The organism is Rhodococcus sp. ZPP (genome assembly GCF_017656075.1).
In the GTDB taxonomy this organism is placed as follows: domain Bacteria; phylum Actinomycetota; class Actinomycetes; order Mycobacteriales; family Mycobacteriaceae; genus Rhodococcus_F; species Rhodococcus_F oxybenzonivorans.
In genome coordinates, this window is record NZ_CP058638.1 from 745,707 (window position 1) to 766,663 (window position 20,957).

Consider the following 20,957-nt stretch of genomic DNA (forward strand, 5'->3'; position numbering starts at 1 on the left):
TCTCAGGGTCCGAGGGTGATTGTTGCGATCAAGCCCCGATGATCCGAACCGGCGATCACCACCGACTCGATCGACTGCGCCCGTGCCCCGCTCGTCACGATGTGGTCGATTGCGATCATCGGCGGAAATGGCTGCCGGTCCGCCGGATACGTGTTCTGGATTCCGGCACCCACCTGGTCGGCGGCGTCCCGGAAGCGGCCGCTCACCAGATTGCGGTACTTGACGTGATCGCGGGTGGAATTGAAATCGCCGCTGAGAATCACCGGACCCGAGTCCTCGGGGATCCCGTCGAGCAACGCCTTGATGCGGTCCATCTCCCCCGCCCACACCGCGGAATCCACCGGCCAGGGCGGAACGGGATGCAGGGCGTACACGGCCGCACTCGCGCCGTCCGGAAGGGTTATCCGCGCCGACAGCGCCGTCAGCAGAAACTCCTCGTGGTGTATCTGTTCGGACAGCGGATACCGGCTCCAGATCCCGGTTCCTACTCCGCCGGTCCCGGGCCGCAGAAACGAGTGAGGCAACACGGACGAGATACCCGACGCCTCGAGCCGCCCGACAGCCTCGGGCGTCAGTTCGTTCACGGTGACCACATCGACGTCGTTATCCTCGATCTGCCTCCTCAGCGAATCGGGATCCGCGTTGCCAAGCCAGATATTGGCTTGCATCACAGTCACTTCCGGACCAGATGCCGCCGGCGCCGAGCCGTTCGCCAGATAGAGCGGAGCCTGCGACAACGTGGCTACCGCCGCGACTGTCAGGGCCACCCCGAATCCGACCCAGTGCCGCGTCACTCCGAGAACCAGTACCCCGACCGCTGCCGCGGCCATCAAATAGGGGGCGGCCGACGCCAGCACGAGGAGTCGTTGGTTGTGCACGTCGAGGAATCGGAGCACCACACCGGACACCCCGACGAGCACCGCGCACCACCCGAGGGCAGTGAGCGCCCGCACCCCCGAGGCGGCGATCACCCGCCGAAGACCCTCTCCACCACTGCTTTGGCCCGTCGGGTGACGCGCAGGTAATGGTCGAGGAACTCGCCCGCGTCGTCACTACCCCAGCCGGCAATCTGCGCGACCGCGGACAGGACACGACCGGAGCCGGGCAGCTGGTCCGTGGGCTTACCGCGCACCAGCACCAGGCAGTTGCGAGCTTTCGTCGCCGTGATCCACGCGTCGCGTAGCAGTTCGACGTCTGCCTCACTGAGCAGTTCTGCGGCCCCGATAGCGTCGAGAGTCTCGAGGGTCGACGTGTTGTGAAGCGACTCGATGTCGTGGGCGTGCCGAAGCTGGATCAGCTGCACAGTCCACTCGATGTCGGCGAGCCCGCCGCGACCGAGTTTGGTGTGCGTGGCCGGGTCGGCGCCGCGAGGCAACCGCTCCGAGTCGACCCGCGCCTTGATGCGCCGGATCTCGCGTACCGCCTGCTCGGACACCCCACCTTCGGGGTAACGCGTCTTGTCGATCATGTGCAGGAAGCGCAGTCCGAGGTCGGCGTCGCCGGCAACGTGGTGTGCTCGAAGCAGCGCCTGAATCTCCCAGGCCTGCGCCCACTGTGCGTAGTAGGCCTCATACGACGCGAGCGTGCGCACGACGGGACCGCTACGACCCTCCGGCCGCAACCCGGTGTCGACCTCGAGTGGTGGATCCGTGCTGGGCGCACCCAGGAGCGAACGCACCTTGTCGGCGACTCCGTTGGCCCACTTGACGGCGACGGTCTCGTCGACGCCCTCGCGGGGCTCGCACACGAAGAGCACGTCGGCGTCGGATCCGTAGCCCAGCTCACCGCCACCGAGCCGGCCCATCCCGATCACCGTGAACGTTGCGGGTGCCGGTTCGCCCAGCTCCTTCTCGCTCGCATTGATCACCGAGGTCAGCGCGGAGTTGAGGACGGCCGCCCACACCGAGGACAACGCCCGGCACACCCCGGGCACGTCGAGCATGCCGAGAATGTCGGCGGAGGCGATCCGGGCCAGTTCGTACCGGCGCAGGGACCGCGCGGCCGCGATGGCACGCGCCGGATCGTCGTGGCGGGCCGACGCCGTCAGAATTCCCCGCGCGACATCCTCCGGTTTCGATTCCAGCAGGCGCGGGCAGCTCGGGGAATCGGCGAACAATCGCACCACATCGGGGGCCTTGATCAGCAGGTCCGGAACGTAGGCCGACGAACCCAGCACGGTCATCAGTCGCTCGGCCACGGACGCCTCGTCACGGAGTAGACGCAGGAACCACGTCTGGTCGTTCATCGCATCCGACAGCCTGCGGTAGGCGAGCAACCCCGCGTCGGGGTCCGGTGTGTCACCGAGGAATTCGAGCAACGTCGGCAGCAGCAGCGCCTGGATGCGGCCTTTACGGGACGCACCGCTCGTGAGCGCCGTCAGATGTCCGAGGGCGTTCTCGGGTGCCGTGTATCCCAGCGCCGCCAACTGACGGATTGCCGCGTCGGGACTGAGCCGCAGAGCATCCTTGTCGATCCGAGCCACCGATTCGAGCAGTGGGCGGTAGAACAATTTGGCGTGCAGGCGCCGCACCCGGTGGGCGTTGCGCTTGATTTCGGCGTTGAGGACGCCGAGGGCATCCTTGCTGCCGTCCGGCCGCATGTGGGCGGCCCGCGCCAGCCACCGCAATGCTTCCTCGTCCTCGGCGGGCGGAAGCGTGTGGGTGCGTCGCAACTTCTGCAGTTGCAGCCGGTGCTCGAGCAGCCGCAGGAATTCGTACGACGCAGCCAGGTTCGCGGCGTCGTCGCGCCCGACGTACCCGCGCGCGGCAAGCGCCGTCAAGGCGTCGATGGTGCTCTGCACGTGGAGCGCCTCGTCCGCACGTCCGTGGACCAGCTGGAGCAGCTGCACCGCGAACTCGACGTCCCGCAGGCTGCCCCGGCCCAATTTGAGCTCCCGCTCGCGCAGTTCGGGCGGAACCATCTCCTCCACCCGCCGGCGCATGGCCTGTACCTCGGGAACGAAGTCTTCCCGCTCGGAGGCCGTCCACACCATCGGGCTGAGGGCCTCGACGTACTGCCGTCCCAGCTCGAGGTCGCCGATCATCGGCCGAGCCTTGAGGAGCGCCTGGAATTCCCACGTCTTGGCCCACCGCTTGTAGTAGGTGACGTGGGATTCGAGGGTGCGGACGAGTTCGCCGCGTTTACCCTCGGGTCGCAGTGCCGCATCGACGTCGAAGAAGGCCGTCGATCCGATGCGCATCAGCTCACCCGCGATCCGGCTGGCGATCGTATCGGCAGGCTCGGCGACGAAGACCACGTCCACATCGCTGACGTAATTCAGTTCGCGTGCACCACATTTGCCCATCGCGATCACCGCGAGCCGCACCGGGCAGGGCGCTTCCGGACACACTGTTGCGACGGCGACTGCCAGGGCGGCATTGAGTGCGGCGTCCGCCAGATCGGACAATTGACGCCCGACGGTCTGGTACGGAAGTACCGGTTCGTTTTCGACGGTCGCCGCGAGGTCCACGGCGGCCAGGAGCATGAGCTGGTCACGGTACGACTTGCGCAATGCGGCGACAGCGTCCGAGCCCGTCACGGCCGCCCGGTACAGATTGGCCTCGGGATGGACGCCTTCCTCCGGGTGGGCGTCGACGGACGCCAGCATCCGGGCGTTCGTCTCTTCCCTCGTCGGCAGGGTCACGTCGCCGGCGAGAGTGGTCCACAGCGCAGGGTCCGCTACGAGATGATCGCCGAACGCACTGGAAGCACCCAGCAAGCCGAACAAGCGCCCGCGCAGGGCCTTGTCGGTGCGCAGGGCTTTGTCGAGGGCTTCCCACCCGTCGCCCAGACCGTCCTTCATCCGCACCAACGTGCGGAGCGCGAGGTCGGCGTTGGCTGCGCGGGAGAGCGACCAGAGCAGCTCGACGCTGTCCTCGCCTACCCAGCCCAAATCTCGAAGTTCGGCGGGAGCGGTCGGTTCGACGAGGCCCAGTCGACCCGGGCCGGGAACGGCAGAACGCGCTGCCGGAGGCTTCACCATGTTCTTGCTCACAACCCCAGATACGTCTTGAGTTCGAACGGCGTCACGTGGCTGCGGTACTCCTCCCACTCGCGACGCTTGTTGCGGAGGAAGAAGTCGAACACGTGCTCACCGAGTGCTTCGGCGACCAGTTCGGACTTCTCCATTTCCCGCAACGCCCCGTCGAGGTTCCCGGGGAGTTCGCGATACCCCATGGCGCGCCGCTCGGCCGATGTCAACGCCCACACGTCGTCCTCCGCCTCCGGCGGCAGTGCGTAGCCCTTCTCGATACCGCGCAGTCCCGCAGCGAGCAGGACCGCAAAAGTGAGATACGGGTTGCACGCCGAGTCTGGGCTGCGGATCTCCACACGACGCGACGACGCCTTGTTGGGCGTGTACATCGGGACCCGCACGAGCGCCGACCGGTTCGACGGACCCCAGGAGGCCGCAGTCGGAGCTTCTCCACCGTGGATGAGCCGCTTGTACGAGTTCACCCACTGATTGGTGACCGCGCTGATCTCGTTGGCGTGTTCGAGGATGCCTGCGATGAACGCCTTACCGGTCTCCGACAGCTGCATCGGATCGTCCGGGTTGTGGAACGCGTTGGTGTCGCCCTCGAACAGGCTCATGTGCGTGTGCATCGCCGAGCCGGCCTGATCGCTGAACGGCTTGGGCATGAACGTGGCCCGCACCCCCTCGGCGATGGCGACTTCCTTGACCACGTACCGGAAGGTCATGACGTTGTCGGCCATCGACAGGGCATCCGCATACCGCAGGTCGATCTCCTGCTGGCCGGGGGCCGCCTCGTGATGGCTGAACTCGACGGAGATTCCCATCGACTCGAGCGCGTCGATGGCGTGGCGGCGAAAATTGGGGGCAGAGTCGTGGACTGCCTGGTCGAAGTACCCACCGGAGTCTGCGGGCTTCGGCGGCGTGCCGTCGATAGGCCCGTTCTCGAGCAGGAAGAACTCGATCTCGGGGTGCACGTAGCAACTGAAGCCGAGGTCGCTGGCCTTGTTCAACTGCCGTCGCAGCACGTGCCGCGAATCGGCCCAGGACGGGGACCCGTCGGGCATGGCGATGTCGCAGAACATGCGGGCGGAGTGCTGATGGCCCTTGCTCGAGCTCCAGGGCAGAACCTGGAACGTGGAGGCGTCCGGCTTCGCGACGGTGTCGGCTTCGGACACCCGCGAGAACCCTTCGATCGCGGATCCGTCGAAGCCGATGCCCTCCTCGAAGGCACCTTCCAGTTCCGCGGGGGCGATCGCCACCGATTTCAGGTATCCGAGAACATCCGTGAACCACAATCGGACGAACCGAATGTCGCGCTCTTCCAGGGTGCGAAGCACGAATTCCTTTTGGCGATCCATGTCCGCGAGAGTAAGCAAAGTTCGTTAAATCTGTGTTACTTCGTGAATTCACCCGGCTACGATTCCGCATCGTGCCAGCGTGTGGCCACCTCGATCCCTCGCCGAGGAGGGGCGTGTCAACAGGTGAGGTCTGCGGGCGGCGGCTCGAGGGTCACGAAATAGTCGATGACGGCGTCGTCGACGCATGCTTCGCCATCGAGAACGACGGTGTGCTGAGTGCCCCGGTACGTGATCAGCGCGCCGTTCATCTGCTTCGCCAAGTCCACTCCCGCCTGATAGGGAGTGGCCGGATCCTCTGTGGTCGAGACCACTACGATCGTCGGGATTCCGGGGACGTCCACCGTGTGCGGTGCACCCGTGCTCGGCACCGGCCAGAACGCGCAGACGTCGAGCGGCGCGTTGCCCGTGCCGCGACCGTCGTCGAGGAACGGAGCCGCCTGCCGATACCGCATATCGGCCTCGCCGACCTTCACGCGATCGGTGACCGGCGGATCGTCCACGCACCGGATGGCGTTGAAAGCGTCATTGAGGTTCGAGTAGCTGCCGTCGTCCGCCCGGCCCTCGTACAGATCGGCCAGCATCAGCAGCGAATCCCCGGTGCCCGTCCGCAGACTCTGCAATCCGCCGCGCAGCGGTCCCCACAGGTTGGGCGAGTACAGCGCCTGCTGGACGCCGGTGATCGCGTCGGTGTAGCTGAGTCCTCGTGGATCGGTCGTGGCCGCCGGCTTCGCGATCAGCGGATCGACCAGAGCGCGGAAGTTCTCGTCGGCCTGCGCCGGGTCGGTGCCCAGGGGGCAATCCTGCTGCCTCATGCAGTCCGCGACGAAGGCGTCGAACGCCTTCTGGAAGCCTTCGGCCTGCAAGATGACCTCGTCGGTCGGATCCTGCTCGGGGTCGAGGGCGCCGTCGAGCACCATCGCCCGCACGTTGGCGGGGAACGTCTCCGCATAGGAGGACCCCAGCCGGGTGCCGTAGGAATATCCGAGGTAGTTCAGCTTCGCGTCGCCGAGCACCGCCCGGATGACGTCCATGTCGCGGACGACGTCGTAGGTGCCCACGTGGGCCAGTACGTCCGGACCTGTCCGCTCTGCACACTTGGCCGCGTAGTCACGGTTCTCCGCCTCGGTTTGCGCGATCCCGGCGGGACTCATGTCGACGTCGTCGTCCCTGCGCTTGGCGTCCACCTCGGGGTCGGTCAGGCAGGTCACCGCCGGGGTGGATGCGCCGATACCGCGCGGGTCGAATCCGACGACGTCGAACTTCTCGGCGAGTTCGGTGCCGTCGGCGACCGATGCCAGAGCCAGCCCGGATGCCCCGGGACCGCCGGGATTGACCAGCAGAGACCCGAGTTTCGGTCCACCCGCCCGGGAACGGGAGATCGCGATCTGTGCCGTGGCGCCGCCCGGGTCCGCGTAGTCGTTGGGCACGGTCACCTTGGCGCAGTCGAGGTTGTCCCCGAGCGGTGTGCCGTCCGTGCTGTATCCCTCGCACGAACCCCAGTTCACCTGTTGCGTATAGAAGGCTTCCAGTCCGTCGGGTGCGGACGCTCCCGGCGACGCCGCAGAAGTCGAAGGCCCGGCGACGGCCTCGCCGGAATCCCCTCCACTCCCACTGCATCCTGCGAAGACGAGGACAACGGCGACGGCACCCGCGAACGCGGCCGGCACGCGAGCACTGCGAAACATACGACGATCGTGCCAGGGTTCACCGGGTGCGTGCCTCGAGGGCAGGTCAGACCCCGGAGATCGATGTGACCTATCGCACCTGCGCCGGGGGTTCGCACCCTCATGGCCCGGTGGCAGACTGTAGGCGTCATCACCCGCACCCGGGGACCCGCCAAGGGCCTCGAGGCCAGAAAGGGACAACGATGTCCGATAGCAAGACTTCCGAGAGCACGTCCGAGAATCGGCTCTACGGATCAGCCCCCTTCCCCGATGCACCCCGACGCAAGACCCGGACCCACCACCTGCAGGCCATGAAGGCCGAAGGCGAACGCTGGGCGATGCTCACCGCCTACGACTACTCCAGCGCCCGCATCTTCGAGGAAGCCGGCATCCCGGTCCTTCTGGTCGGCGATTCCGCCGCCAACGTCGTCTACGGGTACGAGACCACCGTTCCGGTCACCGTCGACGAACTCCTTCCCCTGGTACGAGGTGTCGTTCGAGGCGCACCCCACGCCCTCGTCGTCGCCGACCTCCCGTTCGGCAGCTACGAGAGCTCGCCCGAGCAGGCCCTGGCCACCGCCACCCGGTTCCTGAAGGAAGGCCTGGCCCACGCCGTCAAGTTGGAGGGCGGCGAACGCGTCGCACCCCAGATCGCCGCAATTACCGCGTCGGGCATTCCCGTCATGGCCCACGTCGGCTTCACCCCGCAGAGCGTCAACTCACTCGGCGGCTTCCGGGTGCAGGGCCGAGGTGATGCGGCCGAGCAGTTGGTGGCCGACGCCATCGCCGTCCAGGAAGCAGGCGCCTTCTCGGTCGTCATGGAGATGGTGCCCGCGGAGATCGCCGGGCAGGTCACCCGCAAGCTCACCATCCCCACTGTGGGCATCGGCGCCGGCGCCGAATGCGACGCCCAGGTGCTGGTGTGGCAGGACATGGCCGGTTACACCAGCGGGAAGACGGCGAAGTTCGTCAAGCGCTTCGGCAACGTCGGTGACGAGCTCCGCGCAGCAGCCGCGGCCTACGCAGACGAAGTACGTTCGGGCGCCTTCCCCGCGGACGAGCACAGCTTCTGATCTCTTCTCATCCGGTTCGGCTCCACAATTCGAGAGAGGTGTTCATGCGAGTACGACGTGCGTCGCAGACCGGCCACCGTCGCCGCCCGGCCGCACTCGCGGCCGGGGCGGTCGCACTCGCCGCCGCGCTCACGGGGTGCGCGGGACAGGGCACCGCACCCGCGCCCCAATCCGCTGTTCCCACCAGTTCCCCCGCCGTCGAGCCGGGAGTCGCCGCGGTCCCTGGCGGAGTGACCGAGGCCCAGGCCACCCAGTTGTGCCGGGATCTCGAGGGGCAGCTGCAGAGCTGGCGTACGTACACGCCGACCATCGGGAAGACCGGACTCAACGGGCTGGTCGGCACCTGGATCACGCAGAACAACCTCAATGCCCTCGACTTCCTGCAGGATCGCGGTCGCATCGACGTGATCACGACGGCGGCCTGCCCGGACATCCGTCAGGAAGCCGTGACCGCGTTGGAGATACCCGACCTGGCGTCCGGCCTGATCGGGTTCTGAGGTGTCCGGCGAGCAGGACCTGCGCACTCTCTACCCGGAGATCCAACCCTTCCGGTTCGGGCATCTCGATGTGGGTAACGGCCAGCAGGTGTACTGGGAACTGAGCGGCAATCCCGACGGAAAGCCCGTCGTCTTCCTGCACGGCGGCCCGGGCGGCGGCACCGATCCTGCGTATCGGCAGTTCTTCGACCCGGCCGCGTACCGGATCGTTCTGTTCGACCAGCGCGGGTGTGGTCGTTCCACACCGCACGTCGCCGACGGGGCCGATCTGTCGCTGAACACGACGGACCGCCTGCTCGCAGACATCGAGATGCTGCGTGATCATCTGGGCGTGGAGCGGTGGCAGGTGTTCGGCGGTTCGTGGGGTTCCACCCTGGCCCTCGCCTACGCGCAGAAGCATCCGCACCGGGTCACCGAATTGGTGCTGCGAGGAATCTTCCTGCTGCGGCGCAGCGAGATCGACTGGTACTACAACGGCGGTGCCGCACATCTCTTTCCGGAACGGTGGGAGCAGTTCCTGTCGCCCGTTCCCGAGCAGGAGCGGGACGGCGATCTGGTGGAGGCCTACCACCGGCTGCTGCACGCCCAAGATGTGGAGATTGCGACGCGGGCCGCGATCGCGTGGTCGGCTTGGGAAGGGGCGACCAGCTCGCTCCTGCCCAAGCCGGAGCGGATCGCCGAGAGTTCGGAGCCTCGGTTCGCACTCGCGTTCGCCCGCATCGAGAACCACTATTTTCACCACCGCGGGTTCCTCGACGAGGGACAGCTGTTGCGTGACGTTGCGAGGCTCGAGGGGATTCCCGGGGTGATCGTGCAGGGTCGTTACGACGTGGTATGCCCGGCGACGAGCGCGTGGGCGCTGCACCGGGCGTGGCCCGGCTCGCAGCTCGACATCGTCGGCGATGCCGGTCATTCGGCGATGGAGCCGGGGATCGTCGACCGTCTGGTACGGGCCACCGACCGGTTCCGCCCGTAACGAACTACGCCGGGTAGCTGAACTCGACGGACCGCTTGTGTACGTCGGCGGCGACGAGCCGGATCTTGACCTGCTCCCCTTCCGCGGGATCCCCGACGCACTTGCCCATCACCGACACGGAAGGGACGAACACGTCGGCGGTGCGCTTGCCGTTGCGTGAGCGGAGAACGGTCGCATCGAACACGTCCCCCACCCGGTCGGCGAGCACTGTCGCCTCGGCAAGGTCGATGCAGGCGCGTTCCACCTTCCCGGCCAGCGTGTCGGAGCCCCCCATGATCTCGGGCATCGACCCCAGGGCGCCGCGCACCCACGTCGGGACCGCGGCGCCGGACGCTACGGCCAGGCACACTTCCGTCGAATAGCGGTCCGACAGCCGCCGCAGCGGTGCGGTCACGTGTGCGTACGGGGCGCCGATGGCCGCATGCACGGTGAGCTCCGGAACGCTGCCGTCGAAGGCGGCGTAATCGGCACCGCGTAGCAAGGACGGGGCCTCGGTCATCAGCACGAGCGTCGGCGCCGAATTGGGGTCCAGCCCGGCCAGCATTTCGCCCACACCGACGTCGCGTGGCCACTCGATGCCCAGTGCCGCCGCGGTGCGTCGCAATGCGGCGACGGCGTCGGGCCCGGCGGGCGGCAACGTCCGCAACAGCCCGATCCTCGCGTCGATCATCATGGCAGCGGCGCACATTCCGGTGAGCAAGGACACCTCGGCGTTCCAGTCGTCGGCCTCGGTGCGCGGCGCCAGATCGATGCGCCACCCCTCGCCGTCCGGTACCACATCCTGTTCCGGCAGTCGCAGCTCGATGGCCCCGCGCGCCACCGCGGCTGCGGCCCGAAGCCGGCCGAACTCGGGGAGCGAGGTGATGGACGGGTGCAATCGGCCCGCGTCGGAATCCGCCTGGACCCCGGCATAGTCGAGCCGCGCCACCGAGCGGACGGTCGCGCGGGATACCGTCCAAGACACCGGTGCTGCCTGTTCGTCGAGCTCGATCCGCCACAGGGCTGCGGGGCGGATCTGGTCCGGCAGAAGGCTCGCCGACCCCTCCGACAGCTCCTTCGGGTGCAACGGAACCTTGCCGTCCGGCAGGTAGAACGTCTGACCCCGCTTGCGGCTCTCCACCTCCAGGGCACCACCGGGTTCGACGACGGCGCCGACGTCCGCGATCGCATAGTGCAGGACGAATCCGTCCGCGGTGCGCTCGAGGTGGAGGGCCTGATCCAGGTCCATCGACTCCGGCGGGTCGATGGTGACGAGGGGCAGATCCGTGCGGTCCTCACGCTCGGCGGAACACCGGTCCGTAGCCCGCAGGGCCTCGGCCACCGCCTCGGGCGGATAACCGTGGGGAAGGTTGAACTCCTCGCGCACGGCACCGAAATCGATCCCGTGCGCGAGAAAACGAGTGATCGGCACCGTGGGTAGCCCCTTTCACGCCGTAGGCACCCTGACGGTGCGCGCTGTCAGTTGTTCCATTCCTCTTCGGCGCGGTCTGCCGCCTTGTTCCGCTCGGCGGCGATCTGCAGCGCCTTCTCGGCCGAAGCCCGGTCGGGGTACGGGCCCATCCTGGACATCGACGAAGCCGCCTTACCTTGCGTGACGGATCCGTCGTCGACGTTGTAGTACCAGAGTTGATCTTCGTCAGTCATGTTCTCAGTGTCGCACCGGCAGGGCGTCTGGAGTTGTGGATCATGCTCAGACTGTTACCCTCGGGGCCTGTCCGGTGATTCGTTCCCCGGCGCCGGTACGTGCGGTGTCGTGGCAACGTGTCCCGCGTGCAGTGCCCGAACAGAGAATGGAGCGAGCATGTCAACGATCATTTTTGATCAGCTACTTCCCTACCTCGGCGCCGAAGGCGCCTCCTACTGGGCCCAGCTTCTGATGGTCGATCCCGTCTGACGGGATGCCGGTCAGCTGATTCGAACGAAGCCCCCGCCGAACTTCTCGGCGGGGGCTTCGCCGTTGCCGGATGCGTAGAGTTCCGGCCGTTTCACTGCGCCCGGCGCCCGTAGTCTCTCTACGCTGTCATGATGGCAGTCAATCGAGCGATCGAGGGACGGGTCTATCCGCCCACCGAGCCGTACCTCGTCGGCCGTGAGAAGATTCGCGAGTTCGCACGGGCCGTCTTCGCCACCAACCCGACGTCCTACGACGTGGAGCGCGCCCGAGCCGCCGGACACGCTGATCTCGTTGCGCCGCCGACATTTCCCGTCATCGTGCAGGAGCGGGCCCTCGCACAGTTGGTCGCCGATCCGACCACGGGAATCGAGCCCGTCAACCTGGTGCACAGCACCGAACACGCGTCGTCCTTCCGTCCCGTAGTCGCCGGTGACGAGTTGTCGGCGGTATTGACCGTGACCGAGGTGGCCCCGAGAGGTCCCCACACCCTCATCGTGGCCGGCATCGACATCACCGACGCGAGCGGTGCTGTGGTCAGCACCATGACCTCCAGCCTTTTCGTGCGAGGTGAACTGTGAGTTCGCCGGAGCGAATCCTGCTGGGCGACACTGTCGTCAAGGCGCGATACCACCTGACCCGCGAATCACTGGTTCGCTACGCCGGCGCCTCCGGCGATTTCAATCCGATTCACTATCGGGACGACGTCGCCGCGACGGTCGGACTTCCCGGTGTCCTGGCTCAGGGGATGCTCACGCTGGGGCTCGCCACTCAGTGTGTCGTCGAGTGGCTCGGCGACCCGGCGCGAATCACCGGCTACCGGGCCCGCTTCACGAAGCCGGTCATCGTTCATGCCGAGGACGGTGCGGTCGTCGATGTGGTCGCCAAGGCCGCTCGAGTGGACGACGAAGCCGGCAGCGCCCGGATCGATCTGACCGTGACGTGCGACGGCCATACGGTGCTGGGCAAGTCCCAGGTGTGGATTTCGCTTCGCTGAGGGCGTCCCGGTCAGCGCGGCGCAGAGGATGTCGCCGAGCTACCGCCCAGCAGAATGGTGCCGATGAGATCGGGGTCGTCGCTCATGGGAACGTGACCGATTCCGGGGAGCACCAGTAGCCGGGCCTGCGGGAAGGATTTACGTACGCGTCGCGCCTGGTACACCGGCAGGATGAGGTCGCGCCGGCCCCACGCCACGGTGACGGGGACGGTGGCGTCGACGACGGGCGGTAGCGCGAACGACGCCGTCAGTCCCTGGTCGACCAACACGTTGGTGGTGAGGGACCGGGCGTCGATCACGGCATCCTCGTACGGTACGTGGCTCGGCCTGGCGAAGAAGGCGGCCAGCGACGGATAGCGGACTGCGCGGTAGCTCAGCGCCTTCGGCGCATTCTCCCCCATTGCCCTCGTCACCCTGCGGAGCGCACGGAAGGTGTAGATAGTGCGCGCCTGATCGGCCTTGTTGACGAAGAACCCGGCCGGCGAGAGGGCGGTGGCGGAGGCAACCTCACCCCTGGCCGCTAGCGCGAGGGAAAGCCAGCCCCCGAGAGAGTTCCCGGCGATGTGTGCGCGTTCTCCCGGCGGCGTCACCGATCGGACGAACCCGCTCAGCTCCTCGAGGAGCGCGGCCATCGCATCCACACCGTCGTGCTCGAGAGCCGGGCACTCCCCGTGGCCCGGAAGATCCACCGTGACCACCCGGCGATACGGCGTCAACTGATCCAGCAAGGCGTTCCACGCCTGGCGGCGATGCACCACGCCGTGCACGAGGACGAGCGTGGGGCCGGAGCCGGCGATGTCATGAGGCAAGTCCATGGGCAGATGTTAGCGCTCCCACCGGTAACACTTACAGCTCCCGGGAGAAACGAGGAGCGCGGACGAGTTGGCGTATAAGCCGGATCCTGTCCCCGGCACCGAAATGCCGGGTGGCGACCATCCATCTGGGCACACCGTCGCCGGGTACCTCGAGCGGTTCACCCGCAGGCTCGGGCGAGCAGCCCTCGAACACCTGCGCAACCGCACCGGGACCCGGAAAGGCCTGGTGCGGTCTTCAACCTTGCTCCGGGCGGGGTTTACCTAGCCACCCCGGTCACCCGGGGTGCTGGTGCGCTCTTACCGCACCGTTTCACCCTGACCGACGCACATCCCGGAGAATGTGACGTCGGCGGTCTGTTTTCTGTGGCACTGTCCCGCGAGTCACCTCGGGTTGCCGTTAACAACCGCCCTGCTCTGTGGAGTCCGGACTTTCCTCGGCTCAGGGCCTGTGCATCTGCATGCTGGTTCCCTGTGCCGCGGCCGCCCGGCCAACTCGTCCGCCCGATCAGGATACTCGGCGCGCGCTCCGCCTCCGACGTCGCGGTGTCGTCCCCTCGCACTATGGTCGGAATCATGACTCGATACGTCGCCCTTCTGCGCGGAATCAATGTGGGTGGCATCAACATCAAGATGGCAGAGCTACGCCGCACCTTCAGCGACTTGGGATTCGAGAACGTGAAGACGGTGCTCGCGTCCGGCAACGTGCTCTTCGACTCCGATCGCACCGACACCGCGGGGCTGAAAGGTGAGATCGAGAAGGCCTTGAGTGCCGAGTTCCGTTACGAGGCGTGGGTTTTCGTTCTGGACCTCGACACGGTTCGGAAGATCGTCGACGACTACCCGTTCGATCCCGAACGAGAAGGCTGGCACCCGTACGTACTCGTGACGCCCGACCCTGACGTCCTCTCCGGGTTCGTCGCCAAGCGTGAGGAGCTGGATCCTGCCGTCGAGCGAATCCAGGCCGGGAACGGGGTTCTGTACTGGGAGGTCGAGCGTGGGATGACACTGAAGAGCGCGTTCGGCAAGAGCACGGGCACACCGCGACTCAAGGCCTCCACCACCACCCGCAACCTGCGCACCCTGCAGAAGCTGTTGAAGTAACTCGCGGTGACAGTTCTGGCAGCGGCGTTGGTCGCCGCGGTCCTCCTGTTCGCGGTCGTCCGCCCGTACCGCCTCCCCGAGGTCGTGGTGGCCGCCCCGGCCGCGGCCGTCGCCGTCGGGGTGGGCCTGGTGACGCCGTCCCAGGCCTGGGACGAGGTGGCCGAGATGGCGCCGACCGTCGGGTTCCTGGCCGCGATCCTCGTCCTGGCGCACCTGGCGGACGCGATGGGTGTGTTTGCCTGGATCGCGAGCCGGTTACGGCGCGGCGCACGAGGAAAGCCGACACGTTTGCTGACGCTGGTGTTCGGCGCCGCCGCGCTCACCACGGCGGTTCTGAGCCTCGACGCCACGGTGGTGCTTCTGACGCCTGCGGTCATCGCCACGGCGCGGGCGTTGCAGATGGACCCACGGCCACATTCATATGCCACGGCGCATCTGTCGAACACCGCGTCGACACTCCTGCCGGTGTCCAACCTCACCAACCTCATCGCGTTTTCCGCGACGGGCATGACCTTCCTCCACTTCACCGCGGTGATGGCGTTGCCCTGGATCGTGTCGGTCTGCGTCGAATTGGCGCTGTTCCGCGTATTCTTCCGGCGGGAACTACTCGCTCGGCGAGGCGCCGAACCGGCGGCGGAACGCGACGTACCCGCGCCTACTGCGGCGTTGGCGATCGTGGGGGCAACGCTGGCGGGTTTCGCTGTGTCCGGCGTCGTCGACGTCGCCCCGGCATGGGTGGCGGCTCTCGGAGCGTTCGCTCTGGGTGTCCTCGTCTTACGGGAGGGGCGAACCAGGATCCGTCACATCCTCTACGCGCTGGACGCGTGGTTCTGCCTGTTCGTCCTTCTCCTCGGCGTCGTGGTGGCCGGGGTGGCGAACGGTCCGATCGGTCAGTGGATCAGCGAGCGGCTTCCCACCGGCGCCACCTTCCTCGGCTTGCTCGGAATGGCCGTGGTGGCGGCGGTGGCGGCCAACCTCGTCAACAATCTTCCAGCGACGCTTCTCCTGCTGGCCGGGCTGGGCACTCAGGCCCCACCCGGCCTGGTTCTCGCGATGCTGCTGGGTGTCAATCTCGGCCCCAACCTCACCTACGTCGGCTCGCTGGCCATCATGCTGTGGCGGCGGGTGTCCGCGCGCGCCGGTTCGCCGCCCGAGTTGCGTACGTTCACCGCGCTGGGCCTCGTCACCACGCCGCTGACACTGCTGTCCTCCGTCACCGCGCTGTGGCTGGTCCTGCGGTGAGCCGGGTCAGAGGTGCGAGGTGTCGTTGACCAGGCGTACGGACGAGCCGCCGTCCGGATAGAACTCGGCGATGCTCAGCGACGCCAGATCCAGGTGCAGTTTGTACAGCAGCGAGGGTCCGGCAGCCAGAGCCAGCTGCAGGAGCGTCTTGATCGGAGTGACGTGGGTGACCACGAGGATGGTCGAACCGGAGTAGGAGGAAGTCAGGTCTTCTCTCACCTGCTCGATCCGCTCGCGCACCTCGTCGAAACTTTCTCCGGACGGCGGACGCACAGACGTGTCCGACAGCCAGCTGCGGTGAAGTTCGGGGTCGCGGGCCGCGGCCTCCGCGAATGTCAACCCCTCCCACTTCCCGAAGTCGGTTTCGGTGAGACCCTCGTGCACGGTGACGCGAAGCCCGAGCGCTTCGGCAGCCGCGGCCGCGGTCTGCTGCGCGCGCCCCAGCGGGGAAGAGACGACCGCCGCGATTCCGCCGCGCCCGGCGAGACGTTTGGCGGCGCCCCCCGCCTGCGCCTGCCCCAGTTCGGTGAGTGACGGGTTGCCGCGCCCGGAGTAGCGGCGGTCGACGGACAACGCCGTCTGCCCGTGCCGCAACAGCAACATTCGGGTGGGTGCACCGTGTGCGTCCATCCAGCCCGGCGCGGCGGGGCTGGATGGCGCCGGGGCCGGGGAGGGTGTCGCCGAGGAAAGCGTGGGAGATGACGCGCCTTCGGCCGCATCCATCGCCTCGTTCGCGAGGCGGTCGGCATGCGCATTCTCCGCCCGCGGAATCCACGTGTACGTCACCTGCTGGAACTGTCCGGCAAGGTCGGCGGCGCGGCGCTGCAACGGAATCATGTCGGGATGCTTGACCTTCCAGCGCCCGGACATCTGCTCGACCACCAGTTTCGAATCCATCCGCACCTCGACCGCGGAGGCACCGAGTTCGGCCGCCGCTCCGAGACCGGCGATCAATCCCCGGTATTCGGCGACGTTGTTGGTGGCGACACCGAGGCTTTCCTTCCGCTCCGCCAGAACGGTGCCGTGTGCCGAGTCGAACACGACGGCGCCGTACCCGGCCGGCCCGGGGTTGCCCCGCGACCCGCCGTCGGCCTCGACGACCACCCGTCCGACACTCACAGACCGGACTCCTTGGTACGCACCAAGATTGCCCCACATTCCGGGCACCGCACCACGACGTCCGGTGCGGTGGCGGTGATGCGCGAGATTTCGCCGCGGTCCAGTTCGATACGGCATGCGCCGCACCTCCGCGCCTGCAGCAGTGCCGCGCCGACGCTGTTCTGCTTACGCTGCTTCTCGTAGATCGCGATCAGGTCGGCAGGGAGCTGCTCCGCCAGTGTGGTCCGGTCCGCTGTGCACCGCTGCTCCGCGGAATCGAGGTCGGCCACCGCATCGTCGCGGCGGCGTCGTACGTCGATGAGTTCGTCCTCGATCTGCGAGAGCTGGGCACCGGCATGGTCGTGATCGGACTGGGACGCTTCACGCCGTTCCATCACTTCGAGCAGTTCGTCTTCGAGGAGACCCTGCCGTCGGACCAGGCTGCCGAGTTCGTGTTCGAGTTCGGTGAGCTGCTTCGACCCCACCGAGCCGCTCTGGAGCAGCGCGCGGTCGCGATCCTCACGCTTGCGCACCGCGTCGACCTCGCCCTCGAGTTTGCGAATGTCGCGGTCGAGGTCGTCCAGGATGATCTCCACGGCCACTGCCGCATCCTTGCGGGTGAGTCGTTCGGCCTCGAGTCGCTCGACTTCCTGCTGTTCCGGGAGGGCGGTGCGGCGGTAGGCGATCCTCGAGAGCTCCGCATCGACGCCGGCGAGGTCGAGGAGCTTGGACTGGACCTGTGGTTCGACGTTCACGCGTGGTAACTCCTGCTGTCTTCTGTGAAGGGTTCTTCTCTGGAGATGTGTAGGCCAACCGTACCCCGGCCGCGGGCGTCGATCGGCGCTACCGCGAGCAGTCCGATGTCGCGCCGACCGACCATGGATCGGTCCGTACCTGCGACACCCGCGCCTGCCATCCGGGCCTGTCACCGAGGGCGTTGTCCAGTACGCCCTTCGCCTGCGCGCACCAGGGCTGCTCACTGGCCCAATGGGCGACGTCGATCAGCGCGGGACCGCCGGCGCGCAGGTGCTCGTCGGCGGGATGATGACGCAGGTCCGCGGTCACATATGCGTCGACGCCCAACCGGGAGACGGCGTCCAGGAAGGAGTCGCCCGATCCCCCGCACACAGCGACCGTGCGTACCGTCGCGTCCGGGTCGCCGGCCGCCCGCACTCCCCACGACGTTGCGGGAAGAGCGTCGGCGACCTGCTGGGTGAAGGTCTTCAACGACACCGGTTCGGGTAGTTCGCCTACCCGGCCCAGTCCGCGTGGTCCTGGAAACGCGGCGGTCTCGAAGACGTCGAACGCCACCTCCTCGTAGGGGTGCGCGGCCCGCAGCGCGGCGAGCACTCCCGCTCTGATCCGCCGCGGCGCGATCACCTCGATCCGGCTCTCCTCGACGAGTTCGAGCTCCCCGACCGAGCCGAGGGCGGGTTGCGCGCCTTCCGTCGGAAGGAACTGTCCCTGCCCGGTGACCGACCAGCTGCAGTCTCGGTAGTTGCCGATGTGGCCGGCTCCCGCGTCGAACAACGCACGGCGGACCTTCGTGGCATCGTCGACCGGCACCGGGACCACCCATTTGTCGAGTGGTTCGGTGGGCTGCGGCTCGATCGGCCCGGTGACGTTCAGGCCCAGCGCCTCCGCCAGTGCGTCGGACACGCCGGGGTCTGCGGAATCCGCGTTGGTGTGCGCGGTGAAGAGGGCGCAGCCCGCCTTGATCAGCCGGTGGATCAACGCGCCTTTGGGCGTGTGCGCGCCGACGGTGTCGACGCCGCGCAGCAGCAACGGGTGGTGGACGAGGAGGAGGTCGGCGCCCGCATCGACGGCCTCTGCGACCACCGCAGCCGTCGGGTCCACCGCAATCATCACCGTGGTGACGGAGTCCTCGGGGTCGCCGCAGACCAGGCCGACGGAGTCCCATGATTCCGCGAGGGCAGGAGGATAGGCGTCGTCCAGGACCGCGATGATGTCACCGAGACGAACAGGGTTCACAGGATCTCCTTCATCGCGCCGATCAGGACGTCGGTCTGCTCGCTGGGCCGCACCGCCACCCGCAGGAAGTTCGCGTCCAGACCCGGGAAGGTGTCACACCGCCGGACGGCAATGCCCCGCTCCCTGAGGTGCTTGCGCATCAGTTCGCCGTCCGGGAGGCGCAGCAGCAGGAAAGGAGCAGATGCGGGCTGGTGCACTGCCACACCGAGGTCGCGCAGTCGCCGGATCATGTCGTCCCGCCAGGAGTCCAGGAGCACGGCGCGGTCCCGGGCGGCGGCGACGGCGGCGGCACTACTGCAGGCCGCTATCGCCTCCACCTGCAGGCTTCCCAGCGGCCAGTGGGCCCTGCCCACCTGCAGTCGCTGGAGAAGCTCGGGCGATCCGAGGACGTACCCGCAGCGCAGTCCCGCAAGCGCCCAGGTCTTGGTGAGGCTGCGCAACACCAGGACGTCGGGCAGCGACAAACCGGCCAGCGACTCCACTTCACCGGGCACCGCGTCGGCGAAGGCCTCGTCGACTACCAGAATCCGGCCGGGACGGCGCAACCGGAGAATGTCCTCGGCGGGGTGCAGCACCGACGTGGGATTGGTCGGATTTCCGACCACGACGAGGTCCGCCGAGTCGGGCACCGGCGCGTGCTCGAGTCGGTACGGATCCTCGAGCAGTACCTGGGTGACAGGAATCCCGGCCTCCCGCAGTGCCCATTCGGGCTCGGTGAACGACGGATGAAACAGTGCTGCCTGCCGCACACCGAGCCGGGGCAGCAACGAGAATCCCTCGGCCCCACCCGCGAGGAGCAGTACCTCGTCCGGTGACCGTCCGTGCCGCTCGGCGACCGCGGTGCGGGCAGCGAGGTCGGCGGCCACCGTCGGATACGTGCCCAGACTCCCGAGCGCGTCGGCGAGGCGGCGGCGCAACCATTCCGGTGGGCCGTCACCTTGCACGTTCACTGCGAAATCGAGCAGACCTGGGCCCGCTTCCACATCCCCGTGATGACGCAGGCTCTCCCGGCTACCGGCACGAATGTCCACAGCTGTCGAGCCTAAGGGACAATGGTCCGGTGACTTCGCTCTCCACCGCCCCGTCGGCCCTGTCCGCCCAGTCGACCCTGTCCGCCCCCTCGGCCCTGTCTGCGCCGATCGTGCTGTTCGACCTGGACGGCACCCTCACCGACTCGGCTCCCGGTATCCACGGCGGTTTCCGCCACGCGCTCGCCACCATCGGGCAGCCGGAACCGACCCCGGAGATGCTCGACAACGTGATCGGGCCGCCGATGATCGACACCTTCCGCTCACTGGGCCTCGACGAGGCCGATGTCCAGCGCGCACTCGCGGCGTACTTCGACCGCTACGACAGTGTGGGGTGGGCGGAGAACTCCGTCTTCGACGGCATCGCGGACGTGCTGGCCGGCGCCCGCGACAGCGGCAGGAGGCTCGCCGTCGCCACGTCGAAATCCGAGCGGTTCGCCGTCCGCATCCTCGAGCATTTCGAGTTGGCCCACTATTTCGAGTTCATCGGCGGCGCCAGTAACGACGGGCAGCGCCGCGCGAAGGCAGACGTGATCGCGCACTCTCTGCAGGCCCTGGGTGTCTCCGCCACCGAGGGTGCGACGTCCGATGTGCTGATGATCGGCGACCGCGACCACGACGTGCTCGGTGCGGCGCGGTGGGGTATTCCGGCGGTCTTCGTCGAGTGGGGGTACGGTTCGCCGGCCGAGGCGTCGGGTGCGCACCGTTCGGCGCGCACAGTGACCGAGCTCGGGAAGATGCTCGATGGCGCAGCCTGACCCGCGGTTGCACGTCACCTTCGTGTGCACCGGCAACATCTGCCGCTCCCCCATGGCCGAGAAGATCTTCGGCGAGCATGTCAGACGCGCAGACCTGGACCACCGGGTGAGGGTGAGCAGCGCCGGCACGCACGGCTGGCACGTCGGCCGGGAGGCGGACCTCCGGACCAACGAGATCCTGAAGCTGAACGGGTACCCCACCGGCCACACCGCTGCCGAGGTCGGGCCGTACCACCTCGGCGCCGACCTCGTCGTCGCCCTGGCGGCCAATCACGATCGTGAACTCGCTCACCTCGGCGTACCCGAGGAGCGTCGCCGGCTGCTGCGCAGCTTCGATCCGGACGCCGACTCCTCGTCCGTCCCCGATCCGTTCTACGGCGGTCTCGAGGACTTCGAACGGGTGCGCCGCCAGATCGAGGCCGCGGTGCCCGGACTGCTCGAGTGGGTACGCGGTCGCTGACCCGCGATCAGGGGTCTCACCTGCGAGCGGCTAC

20 protein-coding genes and 1 other RNA gene are annotated in these 20,957 nt (G+C 67.6%); 9 read left to right on the top strand and 12 right to left on the bottom strand.

Annotated elements, in window-relative coordinates; all coding sequences use genetic code 11:
- Nucleotides 1–2: 2 nt before the first annotated feature.
- The 4 genes from HYG77_RS03455 to HYG77_RS03470 form a co-directional block, all read right to left on the bottom strand.
- Nucleotides 3–971 (bottom strand): endonuclease/exonuclease/phosphatase family protein, encoded by a 969-nt coding sequence (locus HYG77_RS03455; protein ID WP_208961845.1) that lies wholly within the window; start codon nucleotides 969–971, stop codon nucleotides 3–5.
- A complete protein-coding gene (locus HYG77_RS03460) occupies nucleotides 968–3,982 on the bottom strand; it encodes a bifunctional [glutamine synthetase] adenylyltransferase/[glutamine synthetase]-adenylyl-L-tyrosine phosphorylase (RefSeq protein WP_208961846.1) in 3,015 nt (1,004 codons plus the stop codon). The genes HYG77_RS03455 and HYG77_RS03460 overlap by 4 nt, the downstream gene beginning before the upstream one ends.
- Before the next feature lie 8 nt (nucleotides 3,983–3,990).
- Entirely contained in the window at nucleotides 3,991–5,331 is a 1,341-nt protein-coding gene (locus HYG77_RS03465; RefSeq protein ID WP_109329144.1) for a glutamine synthetase family protein, read from the bottom strand.
- Between the two features lie 116 nt (nucleotides 5,332–5,447).
- Nucleotides 5,448–7,016, bottom strand: coding sequence for an alpha/beta hydrolase (locus tag HYG77_RS03470; protein WP_208961847.1), 1,569 nt, complete (start codon nucleotides 7,014–7,016; stop codon nucleotides 5,448–5,450).
- 182 nt (nucleotides 7,017–7,198) lie between these two features.
- On the opposite strand from HYG77_RS03470, the gene panB reads away from it, so the two are divergent.
- The 3 genes from panB to pip are packed head-to-tail and all read left to right on the top strand — an operon-like array spanning nucleotide 7,199 to nucleotide 9,541.
- Entirely contained in the window at nucleotides 7,199–8,068 is an 870-nt protein-coding gene (gene panB / locus HYG77_RS03475; protein ID WP_208961848.1) for a 3-methyl-2-oxobutanoate hydroxymethyltransferase, read from the top strand.
- Between the two features lie 38 nt (nucleotides 8,069–8,106).
- The gene (locus HYG77_RS03480) at nucleotides 8,107–8,565 is read left to right on the top strand and encodes a hypothetical protein (protein WP_208961849.1); all 459 of its coding nucleotides are present in this window, start codon (nucleotides 8,107–8,109) and stop codon (nucleotides 8,563–8,565) included.
- Between the two features lie 19 nt (nucleotides 8,566–8,584).
- Nucleotides 8,585–9,541, top strand: coding sequence for a prolyl aminopeptidase (pip, locus tag HYG77_RS03485; protein ID WP_208963269.1), 957 nt, complete (start codon nucleotides 8,585–8,587; stop codon nucleotides 9,539–9,541).
- 4 nt (nucleotides 9,542–9,545) lie between these two features.
- Here pip and HYG77_RS03490 read toward each other — a convergent pair whose 3' ends face one another.
- Both HYG77_RS03490 and HYG77_RS03495 read right to left on the bottom strand, forming a co-directional pair.
- Nucleotides 9,546–10,946, bottom strand: a complete 1,401-nt coding sequence (locus tag HYG77_RS03490) for an RNB domain-containing ribonuclease (protein WP_208963270.1) — start codon at nucleotides 10,944–10,946, stop codon at nucleotides 9,546–9,548.
- 53 nt (nucleotides 10,947–10,999) lie between these two features.
- Nucleotides 11,000–11,185 carry a hypothetical protein gene (locus HYG77_RS03495; RefSeq protein WP_109329136.1) on the bottom strand — a complete coding sequence of 62 codons (186 nt, stop codon included), beginning with the start codon at nucleotides 11,183–11,185 and terminating at the stop codon, nucleotides 11,000–11,002.
- A gap of 381 nt (nucleotides 11,186–11,566) precedes the next feature.
- Between HYG77_RS03495 and HYG77_RS03505 the strand changes: the two genes are divergently transcribed.
- Both HYG77_RS03505 and HYG77_RS03510 read left to right on the top strand, forming a co-directional pair.
- Complete coding sequence (locus HYG77_RS03505) at nucleotides 11,567–12,013, top strand: MaoC family dehydratase N-terminal domain-containing protein (protein WP_208961850.1); 447 nt, start codon at nucleotides 11,567–11,569, stop codon at nucleotides 12,011–12,013.
- Complete coding sequence (locus HYG77_RS03510; protein ID WP_109329134.1) at nucleotides 12,010–12,429, top strand: MaoC/PaaZ C-terminal domain-containing protein; 420 nt, start codon at nucleotides 12,010–12,012, stop codon at nucleotides 12,427–12,429. The genes HYG77_RS03505 and HYG77_RS03510 overlap by 4 nt, the downstream gene beginning before the upstream one ends.
- 11 nt (nucleotides 12,430–12,440) lie before the next feature.
- Here HYG77_RS03510 and HYG77_RS03515 read toward each other — a convergent pair whose 3' ends face one another.
- Together HYG77_RS03515 and rnpB are read right to left on the bottom strand one after the other, a co-directional pair.
- Entirely contained in the window at nucleotides 12,441–13,244 is an 804-nt protein-coding gene (locus tag HYG77_RS03515; RefSeq protein WP_208961851.1) for an alpha/beta fold hydrolase, read from the bottom strand.
- A gap of 59 nt (nucleotides 13,245–13,303) precedes the next feature.
- An RNA gene (gene rnpB, locus HYG77_RS03520) (RNase P RNA component class A) lies at nucleotides 13,304–13,740 on the bottom strand.
- Between the two features lie 77 nt (nucleotides 13,741–13,817).
- On the opposite strand from rnpB, the gene HYG77_RS03525 reads away from it, so the two are divergent.
- Nucleotides 13,818–14,345: a DUF1697 domain-containing protein gene (locus HYG77_RS03525; RefSeq protein ID WP_208961852.1), complete on the top strand. Its 528-nt coding sequence runs from the start codon at nucleotides 13,818–13,820 to the stop codon at nucleotides 14,343–14,345.
- Between the two features lie 6 nt (nucleotides 14,346–14,351).
- On the top strand, nucleotides 14,352–15,587 hold the full coding sequence (locus tag HYG77_RS03530; RefSeq protein ID WP_208961853.1) for an SLC13 family permease: 1,236 nt from the start codon (nucleotides 14,352–14,354) through the stop codon (nucleotides 15,585–15,587).
- A 6-nt stretch (nucleotides 15,588–15,593) separates the two neighbouring features.
- Here HYG77_RS03530 and HYG77_RS03535 read toward each other — a convergent pair whose 3' ends face one another.
- The 4 genes from HYG77_RS03535 to cobC form a co-directional block, all read right to left on the bottom strand.
- Complete coding sequence (locus tag HYG77_RS03535; RefSeq protein WP_109329128.1) at nucleotides 15,594–16,706, bottom strand: bifunctional RNase H/acid phosphatase; 1,113 nt, start codon at nucleotides 16,704–16,706, stop codon at nucleotides 15,594–15,596.
- On the bottom strand, nucleotides 16,703–17,440 hold the full coding sequence (locus tag HYG77_RS03540; RefSeq protein ID WP_109329126.1) for a C4-type zinc ribbon domain-containing protein: 738 nt from the start codon (nucleotides 17,438–17,440) through the stop codon (nucleotides 16,703–16,705). The genes HYG77_RS03535 and HYG77_RS03540 overlap by 4 nt, the downstream gene beginning before the upstream one ends.
- Nucleotides 17,441–17,528: 88 nt before the next feature.
- Entirely contained in the window at nucleotides 17,529–18,677 is a 1,149-nt protein-coding gene (locus tag HYG77_RS03545; RefSeq protein ID WP_208961854.1) for a Nif3-like dinuclear metal center hexameric protein, read from the bottom strand.
- Nucleotides 18,674–19,708, bottom strand: coding sequence for an Rv2231c family pyridoxal phosphate-dependent protein CobC (cobC, locus tag HYG77_RS03550; protein WP_208961855.1), 1,035 nt, complete (start codon nucleotides 19,706–19,708; stop codon nucleotides 18,674–18,676). The genes HYG77_RS03545 and cobC overlap by 4 nt, the downstream gene beginning before the upstream one ends.
- A 29-nt stretch (nucleotides 19,709–19,737) precedes the next feature.
- Between cobC and HYG77_RS03555 the strand changes: the two genes are divergently transcribed.
- Both HYG77_RS03555 and HYG77_RS03560 read left to right on the top strand, forming a co-directional pair.
- The gene (locus HYG77_RS03555) at nucleotides 19,738–20,463 is read left to right on the top strand and encodes an HAD-IA family hydrolase (protein ID WP_208961856.1); all 726 of its coding nucleotides are present in this window, start codon (nucleotides 19,738–19,740) and stop codon (nucleotides 20,461–20,463) included.
- Complete coding sequence (locus HYG77_RS03560; RefSeq protein ID WP_109329118.1) at nucleotides 20,450–20,923, top strand: low molecular weight protein-tyrosine-phosphatase; 474 nt, start codon at nucleotides 20,450–20,452, stop codon at nucleotides 20,921–20,923. Before HYG77_RS03555 ends, HYG77_RS03560 begins: the two co-directional genes overlap by 14 nt.
- Nucleotides 20,924–20,957 lie beyond the last annotated feature (34 nt).